This is a genomic window from Pseudomonas sp. JC1203 (genome assembly GCF_056175065.1).
Genome location: NZ_JBWCAM010000012.1, coordinates 180025 through 206564, shown reverse-complemented (window position 1 = coordinate 206564; position 26540 = coordinate 180025). Strand labels below are relative to the sequence as shown.

The following is a 26540-nucleotide window of genomic DNA, read 5'->3' as shown; positions in this document are numbered from 1 at the left end:
CAGGCGCCTCGATTATCGTCGCGGCAGTGCTACTCCGCACCTATGCTGGGTCACATTCCCGACAACGACAACAACGAGGTGTGGCATGCGTGAAGTGGTGATCGTCGACAGCGTGCGGACCGGCCTGGCCAAGTCCTTTCGCGGCAAGTTCAACCAGACCCGCCCCGACGACCTGGCGGCCCATTGCGTCAACGCGCTGCTGTCGCGCAACGGCATCGACCCCGCCAGCGTCGAGGATTGCATCGTTGGCGCGGCGTCCAACGAAGGCGCCCAGGGCTTCAACATTGGCCGCAACGTGGCGGTACTGTCGAAACTGGGCACCGGCACCGCCGGCATGACGCTTAACCGCTTCTGCTCGTCGGGCCTGCAGGCCATTGCCATCGCGGCCAACCAGATCGCCTCCGGCTTCAGCGATGTCATCGTCGCGGGTGGGGTGGAGTCCATCAGCCTGACCTTGCGCAGTGTCAATCAGGACCGCCTGCTCAACCCCACCCTGCAGGAAAGCTCGCCGGGCATTTACATGCCCATGGGCCTGACCGCCGAGGTGGTGGCCAAGCGTTACCAGGTCAGCCGCCAGGCGCAGGACGCCTACGCGCTGCAAAGCCAGCAACGCACCGCCAAGGCCCAGGCCGAGGGCCGGTTTGACGACGAAATCGTCGCCATGCACACCCGCTACCTGGTGGAAGACAAGGCCAGCGGCGAGCAGAAGTGGCAGGAAGGCGTGGTCGACCGCGACGACTGCAACCGCCCCGACACCACCCTGGAAAGCCTGGCCAGCCTGAAGCCGGCGTTCAGCGAGGATGGTTCGGTGACGGCGGGCAATGCCTCGCAGTTGTCGGATGGCGCCTCCATGACCCTGGTCATGAGCCTTGAACGTGCCCAGGCGCTGGGCTTGAAACCGCGCGCCATTTTCCGCGGGTTTACCGTGGCTGGCTGTGAGCCGGACGAGATGGGCATTGGCCCGGTGTTTGCCGTGCCCAAGCTGTTGAAGGCGGCCGGGTTGGCGCTGCAGGACGTGGACCTGTGGGAATTGAATGAAGCCTTTGCCTCGCAGTGCCTGTACTGCCGTGACCGGCTGGAAATCGATAACAGCAAGTACAACGTCAATGGCGGCTCGATTGCCATCGGCCACCCGTTCGGCATGACCGGCTCGCGGCAGGTGGGGCATATCGTGCGTGAATTGCAGCGGCAGAAGCTGCGCTACGGCGTGGTGACCATGTGCGTGGGCGGCGGGATGGGCGCGGCGGGGCTGTTCGAGGCGCTGTAAGCCTTCAGCCCTGGCGCTGTATGCGCTGGATATAGGCCTCGGTCTCCTGCGCCGCCAGCTCGCGGGTAGGGTAGGGGCCTTCCTGGGTGTTTTCCCGGGTGGTGAAGAAAAACTCGCCGTTGACCATGATCACCCGGTCGCTGCGGTAGTGCACCGTGTCTACCGGGTCTTGCGCACGCTTGCCGTACATGGAAATTCCCCCAGGCTGGTTGCAATCATCTTATCCATTTCCCGACACCCGCATAGCTACCACCCGTCACCCCCGTAGCAGCGGCCATCAGGCCGCGTCACGGGCGCCGCGGTATGCCAGCCGGAGCGCTGTCAGCCGTTTTTGCCAGATTCCAGCATGTTTTCCGGGCGCACCCACTGGTCGAACTCGGCATCGGTCAGGTAGCCCAGGTCCAGCGCCGCCTGGCGCAGGGTGAGGTTTTCGCCGTAGGCCTTCTTGGCGATCTGCGCGGCCTTGTCGTAGCCGATGTGCGGGTTCAACGCGGTCACCAGCATCAGGCCGCGTTCCAGGTGGTCGGCCATCTGCACCGGGTCGGGCTCAAGGCCTGCTATGCAATGAGCCTGGAAGTTGCTGCAGCCGTCGGCCAGCAGGCGGATGGATTGCAGCAAGTTGTGGATGATCACCGGCTTGTACACGTTCAACTGCAGGTGGCCCTGGCTTGCGGCAAAGCCGATGGCCACGTCGTTGCCCAGCACCTGGCAGGCCAGCATCGACAGGGCTTCGCACTGGGTGGGGTTGACCTTGCCGGGCATGATCGAGCTGCCCGGCTCGTTGGCCGGCAGTTTCACCTCGGCGATGCCTGCGCGTGGCCCGGAGCCCAGCAGGCGCAGGTCGTTGGCCAGCTTCATCAGGGCCACGGCCAGGGTTTTCAGGGCGCCGGAAAGGTTGGTCAGTGGCTCATGGCCCGCCAGTGCGGCAAATTTGTTCGGCGCGGTGATGAAGGGCAGCCCCGACAGCGCCGCCAGCTCGGCGGCAATGGCTTCGGAGAAACCGTGCGGGGCATTCAGCCCGGTGCCCACTGCCGTGCCGCCCTGGGCCAGCTCGCACACCGCCGGCAGCGCCGCGCGAATGGCGCGCTGCGCGTAGTCCAGCTGCGCCACATAGGCTGACAGTTCCTGGCCGAAGGTAATGGGCGTGGCGTCCATCATGTGCGTGCGCCCGGTCTTGACCAGGTGCATGTGCCGCGCGGACAGCTCAGCCAGGCCCGCCGACAGCTCGGCGATAGCCGGCAGCAGTTGCTGGTTCACCGCCTGGGCGGCGGCAATGCTCATGGCGGTGGGGAAGCAGTCGTTGGAGCTCTGCGAGCGGTTGACGTGGTCATTGGGGTGCACCGGCGCCTTGCCGCCGCGGCCCTTGCCGGCCAGCTCGTTGGCGCGCCCGGCAATGACCTCGTTGACGTTCATGTTGCTCTGGGTGCCGCTGCCGGTCTGCCACACCACCAGGGGGAATTGGTCATCGTGTTCGCCGTCCAGCACCTCGTTGGCCGCCTGCTCGATCAGCCGCGCGATGTCGGCCGGCAGGTCACCGTTGCGGTCGTTGACCCGCGCCGCCGCTTTCTTGATCAGCGCCAGGGCGTGCAATACCGCCAGGGGCATGCGCTGGTCGCCGATGGCGAAGTTGATCAGCGAGCGCTGGGTCTGGGCGCCCCAGTAGGCCTCGTCGGGAACTTCGATGGGTCCCAGGCTGTCAGTTTCTGTTCGGCTCATGCGATGGTCCTCCTTAACGGTCAGATTCGCAGTTTAGGCTGTGAATCGCCGGTACGGTTCCATCAGGTTTCATCTGCCGACCGTGCGCCCGGGGTTGAGCCACAGGCTTGCTTGGGCGCAGAATGTTCGATTCCGGGGTACTACCTCGCCTGCTAACTTAAGGAAACTCGATGACCCGTCTTCGTGCCATCTGTACCGCGGTTGCTCTGGTCTGCGCCAGCGGCCAGGTCTTCGCCGACACCGCCAGCCACAACGCCAGTGCCGAATCGTTCCTGATGATGGCGCACGCCGACAAGCTCGGGACCCCGGTCTACATGCAGGTGCAGCAAATGTTTGCCCAGCGTTTCGAACAGACCAAGGCCCCGGACTCCAAGCGCGCCGTGCTGGAAACCTACCAGGCCAAGGCCAACGCCGCCCTGGACCAGGCCATTGGCTGGCCGAAGCTGAAGCCGGACATGGTCAAGCTGTACACCGACAACTTCACCGAGCAGGAGCTGCGTGACCTGGTCAAGTTCTACCAGTCGCCACTGGGCAAGAAAGTGCTGGAGAAAATGCCTTCGGTCACCCAGCAGTCCGCCCAGATTACCCAGCAGAAGCTGGAAAGCGCGGTGCCTGTAGTCAACAAGCTGCTGTCCGACATGACCAACGAGCTGGCGCCGCCGAAAGCTGCCGCGCCTGCCGCACCGGCCAAGAAGCCGTAAGCGGGGCCCGCCATGACCATGCAGCAACGCATTGAACAGGCCCTGGGCGCCCTGAACCCGGCCCACCTGCAGGTGCTCGACGAGAGCCACATGCACAGCCGCGGCCAGGAAACCCACTACAAGGTGGTGCTGGTCACCGACCAGTTCGCCGGCCTGTCGCGCGTGAAGCGCCAGCAAATGGTGTATGCCACCCTGGGTGAGCTGATGGGGCAATTCCATGCCCTGGCCCAGCACACCTACACCCCCGAGGAATGGGCACAACTGGGCGTTGCCCCGGCGTCGCCCACCTGCGCGGGCGGGCATTGATCCAGAGCAATACGCCAACGGCCTGATTTTTGATAGAATCCCCGGCCTGACGCGTTCCCTGTAGGAGCGGGGGGGGGGGGGGGGGGGGGTTTAACGCAGAGGGGGGCCCCGCGCCCCCCACCCAGAGGGGGGGTGGGGCCGGCGCGCCGTTAGCGTCTCGCCCCCCCCCCCCCCCCCCCCCCCCGCTCCTACAGTCGTTTAAACCATACGCATTTTCTAACCCGGTCCGTCCTTTGCGAGGACAACCACCTGGAGTTTTATCCATGACACAAGCCATTGTCGTGGCGGCACTGTACAAGTTCGTCACCCTGGAAGATTACGTTGACCTGCGCGAGCCCCTGCTCAACGCCATGGTCGACAACGGCATCAAGGGCACCCTGCTGATCGCCGAAGAGGGCATCAACGGCACTGTCTCCGGCACCCGCGAAGGCATCGACGGCCTGCTGGCCTGGCTGCGCAGCGATGCGCGCCTGGTGGACATCGACCATAAAGAGTCGTACTGCGACGAGCAGCCGTTCTACCGCACCAAGGTCAAGCTCAAGAAAGAGATCGTGACCCTGGGCGTGCCGGGCGTGGACCCCAACCGCAGCGTCGGCACCTATGTCGACCCCAAGGACTGGAACGCGCTGATCAACGACCCGGAAGTGCTGTTGATCGATACCCGCAACGACTACGAAGTGGCCATTGGCACCTTCGAAGGCGCCATTGACCCCAAGACCACCTCGTTCCGCGAGTTCCCCGACTACATCAAGGCGAACTTCGACCCGGCGGTGCACAAGAAGGTGGCGATGTTCTGCACCGGCGGCATCCGCTGTGAAAAAGCCTCCAGCTACATGCTGGGCGAAGGCTACGGCGAGGTGTTCCACCTCAAGGGCGGCATCCTCAAGTACCTGGAGGAAGTGCCCCAGGAAGAGTCCAAGTGGCAGGGCGACTGCTTCGTGTTCGACAACCGCGTCACCGTGCGTCACGACCTCACCGAGGGCGACTACGACCAGTGCCATGCCTGCCGCACGCCCATCAGCATCGAAGACCGCGCCAGCGAACACTACGCCCCAGGCATCAGCTGCCCGCATTGCTGGGACAGCCTGAGCGAAAAAACCCGCAAGAGCGCCGTCGACCGCCAGAAACAGATTGAATTGGCCAAGGCGCGCAACCTTCCGCATCCGATAGGCCATAATTACCGCAAAGCCGCTGCCCAGGACTGACGCCATGCAAAACCGCCTGCTCTACGTGATGGACCCCATGTGTTCCTGGTGCTGGGGCTTCGCACCCGTGGCGCAGGCGTTGATCGAGCAGGCCCAGGCTGCAGGCGTCGGCGTGCACCTGGTGATGGGCGGCTTGCGCACCGGTGGCGGCGCTGCGCTGGAGCCGTCGCTGCGCAGCAGCATCCTGCACCACTGGCATGCGGTGCATGACGCCACCGGCCAGCCGTTCCAGTTCGAGGGCGCATTGCCCGAAGGCTTCGTCTACGACACCGAGCCTGCCTGCCGCGCGGTAGTGGCGGTGCGCAGCCTCGACGAGGGCGCGGCCTGGGCCATGGCCAAGCTGATCCAGCACGCCTTCTACGCCGAAGGCCGTGACGTCACCCAAGTGGCGGTGCTGGTGGAACTGGCCGAGGCGGCCGGCATCCCGCGCATCGAGTTCGCCGCCGCCTTCGACAGCGCCGAGCAACTGGCAGCCACCGCGGCCGACTTCAGCTGGGTGCGCGACCTCAATATCGCCGGTTTCCCCACCTTGCTGGCCCAGCGCGGCGGCCAGATGGCCCTGCTGACCAACGGCTACCAACCGCTGGACGAGCTGGCGCCATTGTTCGCCCGCTGGCTGGAACGGGCTGCCCATGCTTGACCTGCCCGGGCCGACCGAACTGCCGCTGCGGCCCGAGCCGGTCACCCCCGACCGGCTAAGCTGGGCGCACATTCGGCAATTGGCCCTGCGGCACCGCAAAGCCCTGTGGCTGGCCAATGGCGTGGCCGTGCTGGCCACGCTGTGCAGCGTGCCCATCCCCTTGCTGCTGCCGTTGTTGGTCGACGAAGTGCTGCTGGGCCATGGCGACACGGCCTTGCAGGTGATGAACCACGTGCTGCCCGGCGCCTGGCAGAAGGCCGCCGGCTACATCGGCCTGATGCTGCTGGTCACCTTCGGCCTGCGTTGCCTGGCGCTGGTGTTCAACGTAATACAGGCCAAGCTGTTCGCCGGCCTGGCCAAGGACATCGTCTACCGCCTGCGCATCCGCCTGATCGAGCGCCTCAAGCGCATCTCCCTCAGCGAATATGAAAGCCTGGGTGGCGGCACCGTGACCACGCACCTGGTCACCGACCTGGACACCCTGGACAAATTCGTCGGCGAAACCCTCAGCCGCTTCCTGGTGGCCATGCTCACGCTGGTGGGCACCGCCACCATCCTGATGTGGATGAACTGGAAGCTGGCGTTGCTGATCCTGTGCTTCAATCCGCTGGTGATTTTCGCCACGGTGCAGCTGGGCAAGCGCGTCAAGCACCTGAAGAAGCTGGAAAACGACAGCACTGCGCGGTTTACCCAGGCGCTGACCGAAACCCTGGAGGCCATCCAGGAAGTACGCGCCGGCAACCGCCAGGGCTTCTTCCTCGGCCGCCTGGGCCAGCGTGCCCGCGAGGTGCGTGACTTTGCCGTGGCCTCGCAATGGAAAAGCGACGCCTCGGGGCGCGCCAGCGGCCTGCTGTTCCAGTTCGGCATCGATATCTTCCGCGCGGTGGCGATGCTTACCGTGCTGTTCTCCGACCTGTCCATCGGCCAGATGCTGGCGGTGTTCAGTTACCTGTGGTTCATGATCGGCCCGGTCGAGCAGCTGCTCAACCTGCAGTACGCCTACTACGCCGCCGGTGGCGCGCTGACGCGCATCAACGAGCTGCTGGCGCGTGCCGACGAGCCGCAATACCCCGGCGGCATCGACCCGTTCCGCAGCCGCGACACCGTGGGCATCGAGGTGCGCGACCTGAGCTTCGGCTATGGCGAGGACAAGGTACTGGAGCACCTGGACCTGTCCATCGCCCCTGGCGAGAAGGTGGCTATCGTCGGCGCCAGCGGCGGCGGCAAAAGTACCCTGGTGCAGCTGCTGCTGGGCCTGTACACGCCGCAGAGCGGGGTGATCCGCTTCGGCGGTTCCACCCAGCAGGAGATCGGCCTGACCACCTTGCGTGAAAACGTCGCGGTGGTGCTGCAGCACCCGTCGCTGTTCAACGACACCGTGCGCGCCAACCTCACCATGGGCCGCGAGTGCAGCGACGAAGCCTGCTGGCAGGCCCTGGAAATCGCCCAGCTGGACGCTGCCATGCGCATGCTGCCGCAGGGCCTGGACAGCATCGTCGGCCGCTCTGGCGTGCGCCTGTCCGGTGGCCAGCGGCAGCGCCTGGCGATTGCCCGGATGATTCTGGCGCAACCCAAGGTGGTCATTCTCGACGAGGCCACTTCAGCGCTCGACGCGGCCACCGAATACAACCTGCACCAGGCCATGGCGCGCTTCCTGCGGGGGCGCACCACGCTGATCATCGCCCATCGCTTGTCGGCGGTGAAACAGGCTGACCGCGTGCTGGTGTTCGACGGCGGGCGCGTGGCCGAAGACGGCGACCACCAGCAGCTGATTGCCGATGGCGGCCTGTACGCCCGGTTGTATGGGCACCTGCAGCAGGTCTGAAAGGCCCGGTTTTGAGTACATTTGTACCAAAGACAACGCTAGCCATTCATTTGAATAGGCCTGTAAAGTGCCGGATTGAACGAAATGTGATGCCTGATCATCGATAACCCACTGAACGCGCAGTTTTCGCCTAGGCTGAGCTGATGTGAGTGGAGTTTTCCTGGATGGTTGTCTGGCTCTGCTGATGCAAGGGACCTCATGAAGCAAAATCGGACTCTCGAAACGCCGAGATTATTAGGCATCGTCTGGCCATTTATCGCAGTTGTATTGTTTCAGGCACTGTTGGGGTGCATCAGCCTATACGCGTTGTCGGCCGTGCGGGGCTATGTGGCCGGCGAGAGTTTGTGGTCCAAGGGCCAGAAAGACGCCATCTACTACCTGAACCTGTACGCGGACAGCCGTGACGAGCGCATTTTCAGCAAGTACCAGGCCGCCATCGCCGTGCCTCAGGGTAGCCACGACCTGCGCGTGGCGCTGGACCGTCCCACCCCGGACCTGGTGGCGGCGCGCCAAGGCATCCTGCAGGGCGGCAACCACCCGGACGACGTCTCCAGCCTGATCTGGCTGTACCTTAATTTCCGCCATTTCAGCTACCTTGAGCGTGCCATCGAGCGCTGGACCGTGGGCGACAGCTACCTGGTGCAGCTGGACTCGGTGGCCCAGCAGATGCACGCCGGCATCAGCAGCGGCAGCGCCAGCGAAGAAGACATCATGCGCTGGAAAGATCGCATCCTGGCCATCAACGACGGGGTGACGCCGGCGGCCAAGGCCTTCAGTGACGCGCTGGGGGAGGGGTCGCGGTTCCTCTGGCGCCTGCTGATGCTGGTGAACGTGGGCACCGCGCTGCTGCTGATTGCCCTGGCCCTGTGGCGCAGCCACAAGCTGCTGGTGCAGCGCCGTGCGTTTGCCACGGCGCTGGAGCTTGAGAAAGAGCGCGCCCAGGTGACCCTGGCCTCGATTGGTGACGGGGTGATCGCCACCGACTTCGAGGGCTGCATTGCCTACATGAACCCGGCGGCCGAGCAACTGACCCACTGGAATGCCGAACAGGCCAGCGGCCTGCCCCTGGCGTCGCTGTTCAACCTGCTGGACGAAAACGCCGAGAAAGACAGCTTTACCCTGATCGAACACATCCTCGGCGGCCAGCTGACCGGCGGCAGCGAGCACGCCAAGCTGATCCAGCGCCTGGACGGCAGCACCGTTTCGGTAACCCTGGTGGGCGCGCCCATCCGCACCGACGGGCGCATCAGCGGCACCGTGCTGGTGCTGCACGACATGACCCAGGAACGGCAGTACATCGCCAACCTGTCCTGGCAGGCCACCCACGACGCCCTGACCGGGCTGGCCAACCGCCGCGAATTCGAATTCCGCCTGGAGCAGGCGCTGGCCAACGTCGGCCGCAGCCAGAGCCGTCACTCGCTGATGTTCCTCGACCTTGACCAGTTCAAACTGGTGAATGACACCTGTGGCCACGCCGCTGGCGATGAGCTGCTGCGGCATATCTGCACCCTGCTGCAGTCGGGCCTGCGCGACGGCGATACCTTGGCGCGGCTGGGTGGCGACGAGTTCGGCATCCTCTTGGAAAACTGCCCGGCCGACGTCGCCGAGCGCATCGCCGAAACCTTGCGCCAGACCGTGCAGAACCTGCACTTTGTGTGGAAAGGCCGGCCGTTCGTGACCACGGTCAGTATCGGCCTGGTGCACATTGCCCAGGTGCCCACCACCCTGGAAGCTTCGCTGCGCGCCGCCGACATGGCCTGCTACATGGCCAAGGAGAAGGGCCGCAACCGCGTGCAGGTCTACCACGCCGACGACACCGAGCTGTCCATGCGCTTCGGCGAGATGGCCTGGGTGCAGCGCCTGCACATGGCCCTGGAAGAGAACCGCTTCGTGCTCTACGCCCAGGAAATCGCCTCCCTGGGCCGCACCGACGCGTCTGGCGGCCATATCGAGATTCTGCTGCGCCTGCATGATGAAAGCGGGCGCATCATCATGCCGGAAAACTTCATTCCGGCGGCCGAGCGCTATGGCCTGATGACGGCGCTGGACCGCTGGGTGGTGCAGAACGTCTTCAAGGTCATCCAGCAGTGCATGAGCGAAGGCGCGGAAGGGCCGCTGGCCATCTGCGCCATCAACCTGTCAGGCACCAGCATCGGCGACGAGGCGTTCCTGGAATACCTGCGCGAGCAATTCCAGCGCTTTGCCATTCCGCCAGAGCTGATCTGCTTTGAAATCACCGAAACCGCTGCCATCTCCAACCTGGGCAGCGCCATTCGCTTCATCAACGAGCTGAAAAGCCTGGGTTGCCGCTTCTCGCTGGACGATTTCTGCGCGGGCATGTCCTCGTTTGCGTACCTGAAGCACCTGCCCGTGGACTTCCTGAAGATCGACGGCAGCTTCGTCAAGGACATGCTCGACGACCCCATCAACCGTGCCATGGTCGAGGTGATCAACCACATCGGCCACGTCATGGGCAAGGAAACCATCGCCGAGTTCGTGGAAACCCCGCTGATAGAGCAGGCTTTGCTGGAAATCGGGGTAGATTATGCCCAGGGTTATCTGATAGAACGTCCACAGGTATTCACCTGCGAAAGTCTGCAGCGTCGCGAGGTTCGGCCGCGCCCATTGTTGTTCAAGGCGCCGGGGACTTTTCGCTGACGTTGCAGCCGTGACCGTCACTCAAAAAAGAAGGAATCTGACAAGTGATCGAGGCGTTCGTCCGTACTGGCCCCCTCATGGAAGCCACCAGTTACCCGCTTTGGGCCCAACAGCTGATTCGTGACTGCAGCGAAAGCAAGCGTCGCGTGGTTGACCATGAGCTGTACCGCGCCATGCGCGATGCCACCCTCAGCGCCAAGACCATGCGCCAGTACCTCATTGGTGGCTGGCCGGTAGTCGAGCAGTTTGCCCTGTACATGGCCCAGAGCCTGACCAAGACCCGCTTCGGCCGCCACCCGGGTGAAGATATGGCGCGCCGCTGGCTGATGCGCAACATTCGCGTCGAGCTCAACCATGCCGATTACTGGGTGCATTGGTGCAACGCCCATGGCGTCAGCCTGGAAGATCTGCAGGCGCAGGAAGTGCCGGCAGAGCTGCTGTCCCTGAGCCACTGGTGCTGGCAGACCACCTCGGCGGATTCGCTGATCGTCGGCATCGCCGCCACCAACTACGCCATCGAGGGTGCCACGGGGGAATGGTCGGCGGTGGTCTGCGCCAACGACGTGTACGCCAACTCCTTCCCCGAGGAAGGCCGCAAGCGCGCCATGAAGTGGCTGAAGATGCACGCCCAGTACGACGATGCCCACCCGTGGGAAGCGCTGGAAATCATCTGCACCCTGGCCGGCCACAACCCCACCAAGGCGCTGCAGGCCGAGCTGCGCCGCGCGGTGTGCATGAGCTACGACTACATGTTCAGCTTCCTGGAGCGCTGCATGGCGTTCGAGCGCGAGCAGCACGGTGTGCGCCGCGAGCGCCTGGCGGCCGTGGCCGCCCAGCACTGAGGCCGGCTACTGGGCGTTGAACGCTTCGCCGTTCACGCCCTTGCTGTCCGGGCCCATCAGGTACAGGTACACAGGCATGATGGCCTCGGGCAGCGGGTTTTTCTCCGGTGCCTCTGCCGGGTACGCCTGGGCACGCATGCTGGTGCGGGTGGCGCCCGGGTTGATGCTGTTGGCGCGCAACGTGCCCATGCCATCCAACTCGTCGGCCAGGGTCTGCATCAGGCCTTCGGTGGCAAATTTCGACACTCCGTAGGCACCCCAGTAGGCCCGGCCCTTGCGCCCGACGCTGCTGGAGGTGAACACCATCGAACCGTCCGCCGATAGCTTCAGCAGTGGCAGCAGCGTGCTGGTGAGCATGAAGGTGGCGTTGACGTTGACGTGCATCACGCGCATGAAGTGCTCGCCGGACAGCTGGTCAATGGGCGTGCGCGGGCCGATGATCGAGGCGTTGTGCAGCACCCCGTCCAGGCGGCCGAATTCGTTCTCGATCATCACCGCCAGCTCGTCGTAATGGTGCGGCAGGGCGGTTTCCAGGTTGAACGGGATAACCACTGGGCGCGGATGGCCGGCGGCCTCGATCTGGTCGTAGACCTCGCTCAGGTTGGCTTCGGTCTTGCCCAGCAGCAGCACGGTGGCACCGTGGGCGGCGTAGGTGAGCGCGGCAGCGGCGCCGATGCCGCGGCCAGCACCGGTCACCAGGATGACGCGGTCCTTGAGCAGGGCGGGTGGGGCGGTGTAGTCGAACATGGGGTCTCCGTATGTCTGCCGTGACGCGGCCTGGCGGCCGCTGCTACAGGGCTCGTAGCAGCTGCCGAAGGCTGCGTCCGGGTCAGCAGCTGCACATGGCCTGGTCCAGCACCTTGCGCAGTTCCAGCGGGTGGTCCACCACCACGTCGGCGCCCCAGTGGCTGGGGTTGTCGTGGGGGTGAATATAGCCATAGCGCACGGCGGCGGTGCGGGTGCCGGCGTCGCGGCCCGACTCGATGTCGCGCAGGTCGTCGCCCACGAACAGCACGCTGGCCGGGTCCAGGTCGAGCATCTTGCAGGCCAGGGTCAGCGGCTCGGGGTCGGGCTTGCTGTTGGTCACGTGGTCCGGGCATATCAGCAGCGCCGAACGCTCGGCCAGGCCCAACTGCTGCATGATCGGCTCGGCGAAACGCACGGGCTTGTTGGTGACCACGCCCCAGCGCAAGCCGGCCCGCTCGATGTCTTCCAGCAATTGCGCCATGCCGTCGTACAGGTGGCTGTGCACCGCGCAGCCCACCTGGTAGCGCTCCAGGAACTCCAGGCGCAGCGCCTCGAACTCCGGCGCCTGGGGTGACAGGGCGAAGGTGGCCGAGACCATGGCCTTGGCACCGCCCGACACCACGTCGCGAATCAGCTGGTCATCGATGGCCGGCAGGTTGCGCTCGGCGAGCATGGCCTGGCAGATGGCGATGAAGTCCGGCGCCGTGTCCAGCAGGGTGCCGTCCATGTCGAAGAGAACCGCTCTCAGGCGCATCGATCACTCCTCCCGCAGGGTCTGGACCATGTAGTTGACGTCAACGTCGGCAGCCAGCTTGTAGTGCTTGGTCAGCGGGTTGTAGGTCAGGCCGATGATGTCCTTCACCGACAGGCCGGCAGTGCGTGCCCAGGCGCCCAGCTCGGAAGGGCGGATGAATTTCTTGAAGTCGTGGGTGCCGCGCGGCATCAGCTTGAGGATGTACTCGGCACCGATGATGGCGAACAGGTAGGACTTGGGGTTGCGGTTGATGGTGGAGAAGAACACCTGGCCGCCGGGCTTGACCATCTTGTAGCAGGCGCGGATCACCGACGATGGGTCGGGCACGTGTTCGAGCATTTCCAGGCAGGTGACCACGTCGAACTGGCCTGGCATCTCTTCCGCCAGGGCCTCGGCGGTGATCTGCCGGTATTCAACCTGCACGCCGGACTCCAGCTGGTGCAGCTGGGCCACGGCCAGTGGCGCCTCGCCCATGTCGATGCCGGTGACGGTGGCGCCGCGCAGGGCCATGGCTTCGCTGAGGATGCCGCCGCCGCAGCCCACGTCCAGCACCTTCTTGCCCGAGAGTTTGGCGCGCTCGTCAATCCAGTTGACGCGCATGGGGTTGATGTCGTGCAGGGGCTTGAACTCGCTTTCGCGGTCCCACCAGCGGTGCGCCAGGGCTTCGAATTTGGCGATTTCGGCGTGGTCGACGTTACTCATGGGGGTGTCCTTTTGAAAACTGTGTTGAATTTGGTGTGCTGCCGGCCGCCGTGGGGCGCCCGCAACGGTTATTCGTGCCGGGCCGCTATGCGCTGGCCCCAGCCGGCGGCGGTGGCCGCCAGGCCCTGTTCGTCCATGCGGGTCAGCGCACGGTCCTGGAGCAGGGCGGTGCCACCGACCCAGACATGCGTCACGCAGTCCCGGCCAGTGGCGTAGATCAGTTGCGACACCGGGTCGTAGACCGGCTGCTGGGCCAGCCCCGACAGGTCGAAGCAGGTCATGTCGGCGGCCTTGCCCAGTTCCAGCGAGCCGATGCTGGCTTCCAGGCCCAGGGCGCGCGCACCGTTGAGCGTAGCCATGCGCAGCGCACGGTGGGCGTCCAGGGCGGTGGCGTTGCCGGCCACGGCCTTGGCCAGCAGCGCGGCGGTGCGGGTTTCGCCCAGCAGGTCGAGGTCATTGTTGCTGGCGGCGCCGTCGGTGCCTACTGCCACATTGACGCCGGCCTGCCACAGCCGTTCCACCGGGCAGAAGCCGCTGGCCAGCTTGAGGTTGGATTCAGGGCAGTGCACCACGCTGGTGTTGCTTTCCACCAGCAGGGCCAGGTCTTCCTCGCTGATTTGCGTCATGTGCACGGCCTGGAAGCGCGGCCCCAGCAAGCCCAGGCGGCCCAGGCGCGCCAGTGGCCGTTCGCCACCTTGGGCGAGGGCCTGTTCCACCTCGCCAGCGGTTTCGTGCACATGCATCTGGATAGGGGCATCCAGTTCGTCGGCCAGCACGCGGATTTTCTCCAGGTTGCCGTCGCCCACGGTATAAGGGGCGTGGGGGCCGAAGGCAATGGAGATGCGCGGATGGTGTTTCAGGTCGCTGAACAGTTCCACGCCCTGGTGCAGGGCTTCATCGGCGCTGCGGGCGCCTGGAATGGGGAAATCCAGCACCGGAATGCAGATTTGCGCGCGCATGCCGCTGTGGTGCACGCGTTCGCTGGCCTCGCGCGGGTAGAAGTACATGTCCGAGAAGCAGGTGACGCCGCCCTTGAGCTGTTCGGCAATGGCCAGGTCCGTGCCATCGCGCACGAAGGCTTCGTCCACCCAGCGCCCTTCGGCTGGCCAGATATGGTCCTGCAGCCAGGTCATCAGCGGCAGGTCATCCGCCAGGCCGCGGAACAGCGTCATGGCCGCGTGGCCGTGGGCGTTGACCAGGCCGGGGGTCAGCAGCATGCCCGGCAGCTCGCGCACTTCACGGGCTGCGAGCTTCAAGGCTTCCGCTCGCGGGCCGATAAACACTATATTGCCATCACGCACGCCCAGGCCATGCTCCTTCAGCACCACCCCGGCCGGTTCCACGGGCACCAGCCAGCTGGGCAACAGCAACAGGTCGAGGGGCTGGGCGGCGTCGGGCATGGTGTGGTTCCAGTGCTTTGGGTCGGTGATGGCGAAGTATACCCGAGCGTCTTCCCCGGGGGCTCGCTATAATCGGCCGCTTTTGATGTCAGCTTTCAGATCAGGGGTGGGCAATGCGCGAACGTCTATTGGCAGCAGAGAAAGTGAAGGCCATCGACTGGCGTGACGGGGCCCTGCACCTGCTTGATCAGCGCGTGCTGCCGCATCAGGAAACCTGGCTGGCGTACACCGACGCCGCCGGCGTCGCCGAAGCCATCCGGGCCATGGTAGTGCGCGGCGCGCCGGCTATCGGCATCAGTGCTGCCTACGGCATCGTACTGGGCGCCCGCCAGCGCCACGCCCAGGGCGGCGATTGGCTGGCGGCACTGGAACAGGACTTCACCGTGCTGGCCGCCTCGCGGCCCACGGCGGTCAACCTGTTCTGGGCGCTGAACCGCATGCGCGAGCGCCTGGAGCGGGTCAAGGGGCACGCCGACGTGCTCGGCCTGCTGGAAGCCGAGGCCCTGGCCATCCACGAAAGCGACCGTGAAGCCAATCTGACCATGGCCCAGCTGGGCGTGGACCTGATTCGCCGTCACCAGGGCAACGCCCAGGCCATCCTTACCCACTGCAACACCGGCGCGCTGGCCACCGGCGGCTTCGGCACTGCGCTGGGGGTGATTCGCGGCGCTTATATCGAAGGCATGGTCGAGCGCGTCTACGCCGACGAAACCCGCCCCTGGCTGCAAGGCTCGCGCCTGACCGCCTGGGAGCTGGCCAACGAAGGCATCCCGGTCACCGTCAACGCCGACTCCGCCGCCGCGCACCTGATGAAGACCAAGGGCATCACCTGGGTCATTGTCGGCGCCGACCGCATCACCGCCAATGGCGACGTCGCCAACAAGATCGGCACCTACCAGCTGGCCGTCACCGCCATGCACCATGGCGTGCGCTTCATGGTGGTAGCGCCCAGCTCCACCATCGACATGAACCTTGCCAGCGGCGAGGACATCCCCATCGAAGAGCGCGATGGCCGCGAACTGCTGGAAGTGGGCGGGCAGCGCCTGGGGGCGGACGTGGATGCCTTCAACCCGGTATTCGACGTGACCCCGGCGGATTTGATCGATGCGATCATTACGGAGAAGGGCATCGTCGAGCGGCCGGATGCGGCGAAGCTGGCGCAGTTGATGTGTCGCAAGCGGTTGCATTGAGCTTGCTTCTATAGCCATTTGGCGTCCCAGAGTGGGTAGCTGCCTGTGCGGTCCACCAGGCCTGCACGGCGTGGGTTGGCAATTACGTAACGGGCTACGGCTTGCAGGTCCTCCTCTTGACGCAGTGCGCGGTCGTGAAAGCCTTTCTGCCAGAGCGGGCCGCTGCGGCCCAGGTGTTTGTTGATCGCCAGGGTGGAGCGGCACTTCACCATGCGGATCAATGACGAGAGGCTGTTTCTTCGCAGCTCGAATAGCCAATGGAAGTGGTCGGGCATCACGACGAAGGCGATAGAGTCAACGAATTCGCAATCCTGGGCGTATTTGAATTGATGAACCACAAGTCGCCCAATCCGCCAGTCTTCAAACACCCCGACGCGATGTCTTGTTGCGCTAGTGACCAGATAAATGCGGCCGATCTCACTGAATCTGCCTTTACGCAGGCGCCGAGCTTGGAAATGGGGCATTCCATTGTCTCCATTTGAAAGTGGAGATATTGGGGGTAGATGTTCCGCAGGTCTTCGTTGAAAGAGTGTCAAGCCATGTAAGTGCAGGGCCACACCGCGTAATACCTGGCGCACCGCGGCACCTGGTTCGCGGGCGCGGCCCGCTCCTACGGTGGGGTGGAGTACCCGTAGGAGCGGACCGTGTCCGCGAAAGCCGCACCGCGTACTGCCTGGCGCACCGCGGCGCCTGGTTCGCGGGCACAGCCCGCTCCTACGGTGAGGTTGGGTTGCCCGTAGGAGCGGACCGTGTCCACGAAGGCCACACCGCGTAATACCTGGCGCACCGCGGCGCCTGGTTCGCTGGCACGGCCCGCTCCTACGGTGAGGTTGGGGTGCCCGTAGGAGCGGACCGTGTCCGCGAAGGCCACACCGCGTAATACCTGGCGCACCGCCGCGCCTGGTTCGCGGGCGCGGCCCCCTCCTACGGTGAGCTGGAGTACCCGTAGGAGCGGACCGTGTCCGCGAAGGCCACACCGCGTAATACCTGGCGCACCGCAGCGCCTGGTTCGCGGGCACAGCCCGCTCCTACGGTGGGGTTGGGGTGCCCGTAGGAGCGGACCGTGTCCGCGAAGGCCACACCGCGTAATACCTGGCGCACCGCGGCACCTGGTTCGCGGGCGCGGCCCGCTCCTACGGTGGGGGCGGGGTGTCGTAGGAGCGGACCGTGTCCGCAAAGGCTGCAACCTCGGGATAGATATCAAGAGATATTTAGAACGAGGCCTCCAAAAAAGCATGCGCTGCAGACGCAAAATCCCACAAAAGCCCCTCAGAGCCACCTCAAGCGCGTTCACTCATCAATTAATGGGTTTGCAAGCCTTCCAGGGGATAGGTCCCTGACGGGCTTTGTGGTAACATCCGACGGTTTCCAGGGTCGCTCTTTGGTGCGGCCCCCACTGCGCAGATCCAGAGCATAACTCGTTGATTTGTCGTAAGTCGCCTCACGGCAGTGGCCGTCGGCGGCGAGCTTCGTTCGTCCCATTGGATGTGACGGAGTTTCACCAGAAAAAGGAATCAGGCTTCTCATGGGCGAACTGGCCAAAGAAATCCTCCCGGTCAATATCGAAGACGAGCTGAGACAGTCCTACCTCGACTACGCGATGAGCGTCATCGTCGGGCGTGCACTGCCTGATGCGCGTGATGGCTTGAAGCCCGTGCATCGCCGCGTTCTGTTTGCGATGAGTGAACTGGGTAACGACTGGAACAAACCGTACAAGAAATCCGCCCGTGTGGTCGGTGACGTGATCGGTAAGTACCACCCTCACGGTGACACTGCGGTCTACGACACCATCGTGCGTATGGCCCAGCCTTTCTCCCTGCGCTACCTGCTGGTAGACGGCCAGGGCAACTTCGGTTCGGTGGACGGCGACAACGCCGCAGCCATGCGATACACCGAAGTGCGCATGACCAAGCTGGCCCATGAGCTGCTGGCCGACCTGCACAAGGAAACCGTGGACTGGGTGCCCAACTACGACGGCACCGAGCAGATCCCGGCGGTGATGCCGACGCGCATCCCCAACCTGCTGGTCAACGGCTCCAGCGGCATCGCCGTGGGCATGGCCACCAACATTCCGCCGCACAACCTGGGCGAAGTCATCGATGGCTGCCTGGCGCTGATCGACAACGCCGACATCACCATCGATGAGCTGATGCAGTTCATCCCTGGCCCCGACTTCCCGACCGCCGCCATCATCAACGGCCGCGCCGGTATCATCGAAGCCTACCGCACCGGCCGTGGCCGCATTTACATGCGTGCCCGTTCCACCGTGGAAGACATCGACAAGGTCGGTGGCCGCCAGCAGATCGTGGTCACCGAGCTGCCGTACCAGCTGAACAAGGCCCGCCTGATCGAGAAGATCGCCGAGCTTGTAAAAGAGAAAAAGCTGGAAGGCATCACCGAGCTGCGCGACGAGTCCGACAAGGACGGCATGCGCATCGTCATCGAGCTGCGCCGTGGCGAAGTGCCTGAGGTCATCCTCAACAACCTCTACGCCCAGACCCAGATGCAGGCCGTGTTCGGCATCAACGTGGTGGCCCTGATCGACGGCCGCCCACGCGTGCTGAACCTCAAGGACCTGCTGGAAGCCTTCGTGCGCCACCGCCGCGAAGTGGTTACCCGCCGTACCGTGTTCGAACTGCGCAAGGCCCGCGAGCGCGGCCACATCCTGGAAGGCCAGGCGGTAGCGCTGTCGAACATCGACCCGGTAATCGCCCTGATCAAGGCCTCGCCGACGCCGTCCGAAGCCAAGGAAGCCCTGATCAGCACTGCCTGGGAATCCAGCGCCGTGGTGGCCATGGTGGAAGCGGCCGGCGCCGAGTCCTCGCGCCCGGAAAACCTCGACCCGCAGTTCGGTCTGCGTGACGGCAAGTACTGGCTGTCGCCGGAGCAGGCCCAGGCCATCCTGGACCTGCGCCTGCACCGCCTGACCGGCCTGGAGCACGAGAAGCTGCTGGCCGAGTACCAGGAAATCCTCAACCAGATCGGCGAGCTGATCCGCATCCTCAACAGCGCCGCGCGCCTGATGGAAGTGATCCGCGAAGAGCTGGAAGTGATCCGCGCCGAATACGGCGACGTGCGCCGTACCGAGATTCTCGATGCGCGCCTGGACCTGACCCTGGGTGACATGATCCCGGAAGAAGAGCGCGTGGTGACCATCTCCCACGGCGGCTACGCCAAGACCCAGCCACTGGCTGCCTACCAGGCTCAGCGCCGCGGCGGCAAGGGCAAGTCGGCTACCGGTGTGAAGGACGAAGACTACATCGCTCATCTGCTGGTGGCGAACAGCCATACCACCCTGCTGCTGTTCTCCAGCAAGGGCAAGGTTTACTGGCTCAAGACCTACGAGATCCCGGAGGCCTCGCGTGCCGCCCGTGGTCGCCCGCTGGTCAACCTGCTGCCGCTGGACGATGGCGAGTACATCACCACCATGCTGCCGGTAGAGGAATACACCGAAGGTCACTTCATCTTCATGGCCACCGCCAACGGCACCGTGAAGAAGACCCCGCTGGAATCCTTCAGCCGTCAGCGCAGCGTGGGCCTGATTGCCCTGGAACTGGACGAAGGCGACGTGCTGATCAGCGCGGCCATCACCGATGGCGAGCGTGAAGTCATGCTGTTCTCCGACGGCGGCAAGGTCACCCGCTTCAAGGAATCCGACGTACGGGCCATGGGCCGTACCGCTCGCGGCGTGCGCGGCATGCGCCTGCCGGAAGGGCAGAAGCTGATTTCCATGCTGATCCCGGAAGAAGGTAGCCAGATCCTTACCGCTTCCGAGCGCGGCTATGGCAAGCGCACCGCCATCGGCGAGTTCCCCGAGTACAAGCGTGGCGGCCAGGGCGTCATCGCCATGGTCAGCAACGAGCGCAACGGCCGTCTGGTCGGGGCTGTACAGGTGCTGGACGGCGAGGAGATCATGCTGATTTCCGACCAGGGCACCCTGGTGCGTACCCGCGTCAGCGAAGTCTCCAGCCTGGGCCGTAATACCCAGGGCGTGACGCTGATCAAGCTGGCCAGCGATGAAACGCTGGTAGGCCTTGAGCGCGTGCAGGAGCCATCGGAAGTCGAGGGCGAGGAATTGCTCGAAGGCGAAGAGGGCTTCGAAGCGCCGGCCGAAAGCGCCGAGGCGCCGGATGAGGTCGCAGGCGACGACGAGTTGCCGCAGGAATAAATTGTCGTGATGGATCATGGGGGCACTTCGGTGCCCTCAATGATATTTGGGTGGTGGCGCCGGTTGCCGTCAACGTTGGCCGTAGAAGCCGGCCTTGGCCGCGATCGCCTCACCACCGATCTAACGAATTCAAGCAGAGCGAGAGTGGATGTGAGCAACCGAGCCTTTAACTTCTGCGCAGGTCCCGCTGCGCTCCCTGAAGCTGTTCTGCAGCGCGCCCAGGCCGAAATGCTGAACTGGCGCGGCAAAGGTCTCTCCGTCATGGAGATGAGCCACCGCAGCGACGACTACGTGGCCATCGCCGAGAAGGCCGAGCAGGACCTGCGCGACCTGCTGTCCATTCCGTCCAACTACAAGGTCCTGTTCCTGCAGGGTGGCGCCAGCCAGCAGTTCGCCGAAATCCCGTTGAACCTGCTGCCGGAAGACGGCACCGCGGACTACATCGAGACCGGTATCTGGTCGAAGAAGGCCATCGAGGAGGCGCGTCGCTACGGCAACATCAATGTCGCCGCCAGCGCCAAGCCCTACGACTACCTGGCCATTCCTGGCCAGAACGAGTGGAACCTGACCCCAGGCGCCGCCTATGTTCACTACGCGTCCAACGAAACCATCGGCGGCCTGGAATTCGACTGGGTTCCGCAGACCGGTGACGTGCCGCTGGTGGTGGACATGTCCTCCGACATCCTCTCGCGCCCTATCGATGTGTCGCAATACGGCATGATCTACGCTGGCGCGCAGAAGAACATCGGCCCGAGCGGCCTGGTGGTGGTGATCATTCGCGAAGACCTGCTGGGTCGCGCCCGCAGTGCCTGCCCGACCATGCTCAACTACAAGATCGCCGCCGACAACGCCTCGATGTACAACACCCCGGCTACCTACTCCTGGTACCTGTCGGGCCTGGTGTTCGAGTGGCTGAAAGAGCAGGGTGGCGTCGAGGCCATGGAAGTGCGCAACCGCGCCAAGAAGGACCGCTTGTACGGTTTCATCGACAGCAGCGAGTTCTACACCAACCCTATCGCCCACAACGCCCGCTCGTGGATGAACGTGCCGTTCCGCCTGGCGGACGAGCGCCTGGACAAGGCCTTCCTGGCCGGCGCCGATGCTCGCGGCCTGCTCAACCTCAAGGGTCACCGTTCGGTAGGCGGCATGCGTGCCTCCATCTACAACGCCCTGGGCCTGGACGCGGTTGAAGCGCTGGTTGCCTACATGGCCGAGTTCGAGAAGGAAAACGCCTGATGTCCGACCAGGAGCTGAAAGCCCTGCGGGTGCGCATCGATGCCCTGGACGAGAAAATTCTCGAACTGATCAGCGATCGTGCCCGCTGCGCCGAAGAAGTCGCCCGCGTGAAAATGGCCTCCCTGGCGGAAGGCGAGGTGCCGGTGTTCTACCGGCCCGAGCGCGAAGCCCAAGTGCTAAAACGCGTGATGGAACGCAACAAGGGCCCATTGAGCAACGAAGAGATGGCGCGGTTGTTCCGCGAAGTCATGTCCTCGTGCCTGGCCCTTGAGAACCCGCTGCAAGTCGCCTACCTGGGCCCTGAAGGTACCTTCACCCAAGCAGCGGCCATGAAGCACTTCGGCCACGCCGTCATCAGCAAGCCGATGGCGGCCATCGACGAAGTGTTCCGTGAAGTGGTGGCGGGCGCGGTGAACTTCGGCGTAGTGCCGGTGGAGAACTCCACCGAGGGTGCGGTCAACCACACCCTGGACAGCTTCCTGGAACATGACATGGTCATCTGCGGTGAGGTGGAGTTGCGTATCCACCATCACCTGCTGATCGGCGAAAGCACCAAGACCGACGCGATCACGCGTATCTATTCCCACGCCCAGTCGCTGGCCCAGTGCCGCAAGTGGCTGGACGCGCATTACCCCAACGTCGAGCGTATTGCCGTTTCCAGCAACGCCGAGGCGGCCAAGCGGGTCAAGGGTGAGTGGAACTCGGCGGCCATCGCCGGCGACATGGCGGCCAGCCTGTACGGCCTGACCCGCCTGGCCGAGAAAATCGAGGACCGCCCGGACAACTCCACGCGTTTCCTGATTATCGGTAACCAGGAAGTGCCGCCTACCGGCGACGACAAGACCTCGATCATCGTTTCCATGAGCAACCGCCCGGGCGCGCTGCACGAGCTGCTGGTGCCGTTCCACGACAACGGCATCGACCTGACCCGCATCGAGACTCGTCCGTCACGCAGCGGTAAATGGACCTACGTATTCTTCATCGATTTCGTCGGCCATCACCGTGATCCGCTGATCAAGGGCGTGCTCGAAAAAATCAGTCAGGAAGCCGTGGCACTTAAAGTGCTGGGCTCCTACCCGAAAGCGGTTCTGTGAGGTTTTGCCATGAGTGATTTTCTCGCCCTCGCGCAGTCGGGCGTCCAAAAGCTGTCGCCGTACGTTCCTGGCAAGCCGGTGGACGAGCTGGCTCGCGAGTTGAACCTGGACCCGGCGAACATCGTCAAGTTGGCCAGCAACGAAAACCCGCTGGGGGCCAGCCCCAAGGTGCGTGAAGCCATCGCCAATGAACTGGCCGAGCTGACCCGCTACCCCGACGGCAATGGTTTCGAGCTGAAGACCCTGCTGGCCGAGCGTTGCCGCGTGCAGGTCAATCAGGTCACCCTGGGCAATGGCTCCAACGATATTCTCGAACTGGTGGCGCGCGCCTACCTGGCCCCGGGCCAGAACGCGGTATTCAGCGAGCACGCCTTTGCCGTTTACCCAATCGTCACCCAGGCCGTGGGCGCCGAGTCGCGCGTTGTGCCGGCCAGGGAGTGGGGGCACGACCTGCCGGCGATGCTGGCGGCCATCGACGCTAACACCCGCATCGTGTTCATTGCCAACCCCAACAACCCCACCGGCACCTGGTTCAACGCCCAGGCGCTGAGCGATTTCCTGCGCGACGTGCCGCAGGACGTGCTGGTGGTGCTGGACGAAGCCTACATTGAGTACGCCACGGGCGGCGAGCTGCCGGACGGCCTCGACTACCTGGCGCAGCACCCCAACCTGCTGGTATCGCGCACCTTCTCCAAGGCCTACGGCCTGGCGGCGCTGCGCGTGGGTTACGCGCTGTCGTCGCCGGTGATCGCCGACGTGCTAAACCGTGTGCGCCAGCCGTTCAACGTCAACAGCCTGGCCCTGGCGGCCGCCTGTGCGGCGCTGACCGATACTGCCTACCTGGCCAAGAGCCGCGAGCTCAACGAGTTCGGCATGCAGCAGCTGCAGGAAGGCTGTCGCGAGCTGGGCCTGGGCTGGATCCCGTCCAAGGGCAACTTCCTCTGCATCGACCTGGCTCGCGTGGCCGCGCCGGTGTTCCAGGGGTTGTTGCAGGAGGGCGTGATCGTCCGTCCCGTGGCCAACTATGGCATGCCCAGCCACCTGCGGGTGACCATTGGCCTGCCGACCGAAAACGCTCGTTTCCTGGAAGCGCTGAGCAAGGTTCTGGCACGTGGTTGATGGTTTTCCTGTTGTAACACCCAAGCCCCTGATTGGCCGCCTGGTGGTGGTTGGCCTGGGGCTGATCGGTGGCTCGTTTGCCAAGGGCGTGCGTGAAAGCGGCCTGTGCGCGGAAGTGGTGGGCCTGGACCTGGATCCGCAGTCGCGCAGGCTGGCCGTGGAGCTGGGGGTGGTCGACCGCTGTGAAGCTGACCTGGCCGAAGCCTGCAAGGGTGCCGACGTCATCCAGCTGGCCGTGCCGATCCTGGCCATGGAAAAGCTGCTGGCGAAGCTGGCGCAGCTGGACCTGGGCGATGCCATCCTTACCGATGTCGGCAGTGCCAAGGGCAATGTGGTGCGCGCGGCGCGTGAAGTGCTTGCGCCTGCGCGGCTGCTCAATTTCGTGCCCGGCCACCCGATTGCCGGGTCCGAGCAGAGCGGGGTGGAAGCCTCCAACGCCAAGCTGTTCCAGCGCCACAAGGTCATTCTCACGCCGCTGCCCGAAACCGCGCCGCATGCGCTGTCGATCGTCGACGCGCTGTGGCGTGCCCTGGGCGCTGATGTCGAGCACATGGCCATCGAACGCCATGACGAAGTGCTGGCGGCTACCAGTCATCTGCCGCACCTGCTGGCCTTTGGCCTGGTGGATTCGCTGGCCAAGCGCAACGAAAACCTGGAAATCTTCCGCTACGCCGCGGGCGGTTTCCGCGACTTCACGCGCATTGCCGGCAGTGATCCGGTGATGTGGCATGACATCTTCCTGGCCAACCGCGATGCGGTGCTGCGCACCCTCGACACCTTCCGCAGCGACCTCGACGCGCTGCGCGATGCGGTCGATGCCGGCGACGGGCAGAAAATGCTTGGCGTGTTCACGCGTGCGCGTATGGCGCGCGAGCACTTCGGCAAGATCCTCGCGCGGCGCGCCTACGTCGACAAGCGCGAGGCGCGCGACCTGAACTTCGTCGCTGCGCCGGGCGGCCGCTTGTCGGGGCGCATCCGCGTGCCGGGCGACAAATCCATCTCCCATCGTGCGGTGATGCTCGGCGCGCTCGCCGACGGCACCACCGAGGTGGAAGGCTTCCTTGAGGGCGAGGATGCGCTGGCGACATTGCAGGCGTTTCGCGACATGGGCGTGGTCATCGAAGGCCCGCACCACGGCCGCCTGACCATCCATGGCGTAGGCCTGCATGGCCTGCAACCGCCGCCGGGGCCTATCTACGTCGGCAACTCGGGCACCAGCATGCGCCTGCTGGCCGGGCTGTTGGCGGCCCAGCGTTTTGACAGCGTGCTGACCGGCGACGCGTCGTTGTCCAAACGCCCGATGAGCCGTGTCGCCAAGCCGCTGCGGGAAATGGGTGCGCAGATCGAGACGGGCGCCGATGGCCTGCCGCCGCTGACCATTCGCGGTGGCCAGAAGCTGAAGGCGCTGGATTACACGCTGCCGATGGCCAGTGCCCAGGTCAAGTCCAGCCTGTTGCTGGCGGGTCTGTATGCCGAGGGCGAGACCCGTGTCACCGAGCCTGCGCCCACCCGCGACCATACCGAACGCATGCTGCGTGGCTTCGGCTACCCGGTCGGCACCCAAGGCGCCACGGCGTCCCTGGTTGGCGGCCAGCCGCTGGCCGCCACCCGCATCGAGGTGCCCGGCGATATTTCCTCTGCCGCGTTCTTCCTGGTGGCGGCGTCCATTGCCGAGGGTTCGGAGCTGGTGCTGGAGCACGTGGGTATCAACCCCACCCGCACCGGCGTCATCGATATCCTGCGCCTGATGGGCGCCGACATTCGCCTGGAAAACCGCCGTGAAGTCGGCGGCGAGCCGGTGGCTGACCTGCATGTGCGCGCGGCGCCCCTCAAGGGCATCGAGATTCCGCAGGCGCTGGTGCCGCTGGCCATCGACGAATTCCCGGTGCTGTTCGTCGCCGCAGCTGCAGCCCAGGGGCGTACCGTACTGCGCGGTGCCCAGGAGCTGCGGGTAAAAGAATCGGATCGCATCCAGGCCATGGCCGACGGCCTCAAGGCCCTGGGTGTAACATGTCAGCCAACCGAGGACGGCATCATCATCGACGGCGGCGCGATTCAGGGCGGCGAAGTGCAGGGGCAGGGCGACCATCGTATCGCCATGGCCTTCAGCGTCGCCGCGCTGCGCGCCAGTGCGCCCATCCGCATTCTGGATTGCGCCAACGTCGCCACCTCCTTTCCCAACTTCCTGGCCCTGTGCGGCCAGGTCGGGATCCGTGTAACCGAAGAGGGCAAGTCGTGATTTCCCACGCGCCAGTAATTACTATCGACGGCCCAAGCGGCTCGGGCAAAGGCACTGTGGCCGGTATCCTGGCCAAGCGCCTGGGCTGGAACCTGCTGGACTCCGGCGCCCTGTATCGCCTGCTGGCCTTCAATGCCGGCAACCATGGCGTGGCCCTGGACAACGAAGCCCTGCTCGCGCAATTGGCCGCTCATCTGGATGTGCAATTCATTGCCGCCACCGAAGGCCAGTTGCAACGCATCATTCTTGAGGGTGATGAGGTCAGCACCGTGATTCGCACCGAGACCGCCGGCGCCGGCGCCTCGAAAGTCGCCGCCTTGCCGGCGGTGCGCGACGCCCTGCTGCAGCGCCAGCGCGCGTTCCTGGAGGCCCCGGGCCTGATCGCCGACGGCCGCGACATGGGCACCGTGGTGTTCCCTGATGCACCGCTGAAAATCTTCCTCACCGCCAGTGCCGAGGAACGTGCGCGCAGACGTTACTTGCAGTTGAAGGGCAAGGGCGAAGATGTTAGTCTGTCGAGTCTGCTAGATGAGATACGTGCGCGCGATGAGCGTGACACCCAGCGAGCGGTAGCCCCGCTCAAGCCGGCGGCTGACGCCATACAGCTGGATTCCACGGAATTGTCCATCGAGCAGGTGCTGGAACGCATCATGAGCGAAATCGCACTACGCGATATCGCCGGGTGACCAGAACGCGTACGGGAAACCAGTCCCTAGCCCGTGCGCCTTCTC

The 26540-nt window shown here is 64.7% G+C and carries 22 protein-coding genes; 15 read left to right on the top strand and 7 right to left on the bottom strand.

What is annotated here, in order from left to right; all coding sequences use genetic code 11:
* Positions 1–85 precede the first annotated feature (85 nt).
* Entirely contained in the window at positions 86–1267 is a 1182-nt protein-coding gene (locus tag AC0SZ7_RS19175; protein ID WP_475505853.1) for a thiolase family protein, read from the top strand.
* A gap of 4 nt (positions 1268–1271) precedes the next feature.
* Here the strand turns inward: AC0SZ7_RS19175 and AC0SZ7_RS19170 are convergent, their stop codons facing one another.
* Together AC0SZ7_RS19170 and AC0SZ7_RS19165 are read right to left on the bottom strand one after the other, a co-directional pair.
* Positions 1272–1457 (bottom strand): DUF6316 family protein, encoded by a 186-nt coding sequence (locus AC0SZ7_RS19170; protein ID WP_475505852.1) that lies wholly within the window; start codon positions 1455–1457, stop codon positions 1272–1274.
* 131 nt (positions 1458–1588) lie between these two features.
* Positions 1589–2983 (bottom strand): class II fumarate hydratase, encoded by a 1395-nt coding sequence (locus AC0SZ7_RS19165; RefSeq protein ID WP_475505851.1) that lies wholly within the window; start codon positions 2981–2983, stop codon positions 1589–1591.
* Positions 2984–3153: 170 nt separating this feature from the next.
* Between AC0SZ7_RS19165 and AC0SZ7_RS19160 the strand changes: the two genes are divergently transcribed.
* The 7 genes from AC0SZ7_RS19160 (at position 3154) to AC0SZ7_RS19130 (ending at position 11160) form a co-directional block, all read left to right on the top strand.
* Positions 3154–3684: a DUF2059 domain-containing protein gene (locus tag AC0SZ7_RS19160; protein WP_475505850.1), complete on the top strand. Its 531-nt coding sequence runs from the start codon at positions 3154–3156 to the stop codon at positions 3682–3684.
* Positions 3685–3696: 12 nt separating this feature from the next.
* A complete protein-coding gene (locus AC0SZ7_RS19155; RefSeq protein ID WP_475505849.1) occupies positions 3697–3990 on the top strand; it encodes a BolA family protein in 294 nt (97 codons plus the stop codon).
* Positions 3991–4253: 263 nt separating this feature from the next.
* Positions 4254–5195, top strand: a complete 942-nt coding sequence (trhO, locus tag AC0SZ7_RS19150; RefSeq protein WP_475505848.1) for an oxygen-dependent tRNA uridine(34) hydroxylase TrhO — start codon at positions 4254–4256, stop codon at positions 5193–5195.
* A 4-nt stretch (positions 5196–5199) separates the two neighbouring features.
* Positions 5200–5835: a DsbA family protein gene (locus AC0SZ7_RS19145; RefSeq protein WP_475505847.1), complete on the top strand. Its 636-nt coding sequence runs from the start codon at positions 5200–5202 to the stop codon at positions 5833–5835.
* Positions 5828–7660, top strand: a complete 1833-nt coding sequence (locus AC0SZ7_RS19140) for an ABC transporter ATP-binding protein (protein ID WP_475505846.1) — start codon at positions 5828–5830, stop codon at positions 7658–7660. Before AC0SZ7_RS19145 ends, AC0SZ7_RS19140 begins: the two co-directional genes overlap by 8 nt.
* Positions 7661–7858: 198 nt before the next feature.
* Positions 7859–10318, top strand: a complete 2460-nt coding sequence (locus AC0SZ7_RS19135; protein ID WP_475505845.1) for an EAL domain-containing protein — start codon at positions 7859–7861, stop codon at positions 10316–10318.
* Positions 10319–10362: 44 nt separating this feature from the next.
* Positions 10363–11160, top strand: coding sequence for a TenA family transcriptional regulator (locus AC0SZ7_RS19130; protein ID WP_475505844.1), 798 nt, complete (start codon positions 10363–10365; stop codon positions 11158–11160).
* Positions 11161–11166: 6 nt separating this feature from the next.
* Here AC0SZ7_RS19130 and AC0SZ7_RS19125 read toward each other — a convergent pair whose 3' ends face one another.
* The 4 genes from AC0SZ7_RS19125 to AC0SZ7_RS19110 all read right to left on the bottom strand — a co-directional run bounded on the left by AC0SZ7_RS19125 (position 11167) and on the right by AC0SZ7_RS19110 (position 14763).
* Positions 11167–11907, bottom strand: coding sequence for a YciK family oxidoreductase (locus AC0SZ7_RS19125; RefSeq protein ID WP_475505843.1), 741 nt, complete (start codon positions 11905–11907; stop codon positions 11167–11169).
* Positions 11908–11989: 82 nt separating this feature from the next.
* Positions 11990–12661 carry an N-acetylmuramic acid 6-phosphate phosphatase MupP gene (gene mupP, locus AC0SZ7_RS19120; protein WP_475505842.1) on the bottom strand — a complete coding sequence of 224 codons (672 nt, stop codon included), beginning with the start codon at positions 12659–12661 and terminating at the stop codon, positions 11990–11992.
* A 3-nt stretch (positions 12662–12664) separates the two neighbouring features.
* Entirely contained in the window at positions 12665–13363 is a 699-nt protein-coding gene (gene ubiG / locus AC0SZ7_RS19115) for a bifunctional 2-polyprenyl-6-hydroxyphenol methylase/3-demethylubiquinol 3-O-methyltransferase UbiG (protein ID WP_416423012.1), read from the bottom strand.
* A gap of 68 nt (positions 13364–13431) precedes the next feature.
* Positions 13432–14763, bottom strand: a complete 1332-nt coding sequence (locus AC0SZ7_RS19110; RefSeq protein WP_475505841.1) for a TRZ/ATZ family hydrolase — start codon at positions 14761–14763, stop codon at positions 13432–13434.
* Between the two features lie 113 nt (positions 14764–14876).
* Here AC0SZ7_RS19110 and mtnA point away from each other — a divergent pair, with 113 nt between their 5' ends.
* Positions 14877–15953 carry an S-methyl-5-thioribose-1-phosphate isomerase gene (gene mtnA / locus AC0SZ7_RS19105; protein WP_475505840.1) on the top strand — a complete coding sequence of 359 codons (1077 nt, stop codon included), beginning with the start codon at positions 14877–14879 and terminating at the stop codon, positions 15951–15953.
* An 8-nt stretch (positions 15954–15961) separates the two neighbouring features.
* Here mtnA and AC0SZ7_RS19100 read toward each other — a convergent pair whose 3' ends face one another.
* Positions 15962–16417 carry an REP-associated tyrosine transposase gene (locus AC0SZ7_RS19100; RefSeq protein ID WP_475505839.1) on the bottom strand — a complete coding sequence of 152 codons (456 nt, stop codon included), beginning with the start codon at positions 16415–16417 and terminating at the stop codon, positions 15962–15964.
* 1061 nt (positions 16418–17478) lie between these two features.
* Here AC0SZ7_RS19100 and gyrA point away from each other — a divergent pair.
* The 6 genes from gyrA (at position 17479) to cmk (ending at position 26495) form a co-directional block, all read left to right on the top strand.
* On the top strand, positions 17479–20121 hold the full coding sequence (gyrA, locus tag AC0SZ7_RS19095; protein ID WP_475505838.1) for a DNA gyrase subunit A: 2643 nt from the start codon (positions 17479–17481) through the stop codon (positions 20119–20121).
* 150 nt (positions 20122–20271) lie between these two features.
* Positions 20272–21357 carry a 3-phosphoserine/phosphohydroxythreonine transaminase gene (gene serC, locus AC0SZ7_RS19090; RefSeq protein ID WP_475505837.1) on the top strand — a complete coding sequence of 362 codons (1086 nt, stop codon included), beginning with the start codon at positions 20272–20274 and terminating at the stop codon, positions 21355–21357.
* Positions 21357–22451, top strand: coding sequence for a prephenate dehydratase (gene pheA / locus AC0SZ7_RS19085; RefSeq protein WP_475505836.1), 1095 nt, complete (start codon positions 21357–21359; stop codon positions 22449–22451). Before serC ends, pheA begins: the two co-directional genes overlap by 1 nt.
* 9 nt (positions 22452–22460) lie before the next feature.
* Entirely contained in the window at positions 22461–23570 is a 1110-nt protein-coding gene (hisC, locus tag AC0SZ7_RS19080) for a histidinol-phosphate transaminase (protein ID WP_475505835.1), read from the top strand.
* Between the two features lie 28 nt (positions 23571–23598).
* A complete protein-coding gene (locus AC0SZ7_RS19075) occupies positions 23599–25809 on the top strand; it encodes a bifunctional prephenate dehydrogenase/3-phosphoshikimate 1-carboxyvinyltransferase (protein ID WP_475505877.1) in 2211 nt (736 codons plus the stop codon).
* On the top strand, positions 25806–26495 hold the full coding sequence (cmk, locus tag AC0SZ7_RS19070; RefSeq protein WP_475505834.1) for a (d)CMP kinase: 690 nt from the start codon (positions 25806–25808) through the stop codon (positions 26493–26495). Before AC0SZ7_RS19075 ends, cmk begins: the two co-directional genes overlap by 4 nt.
* Positions 26496–26540: the final 45 nt, after the last annotated feature.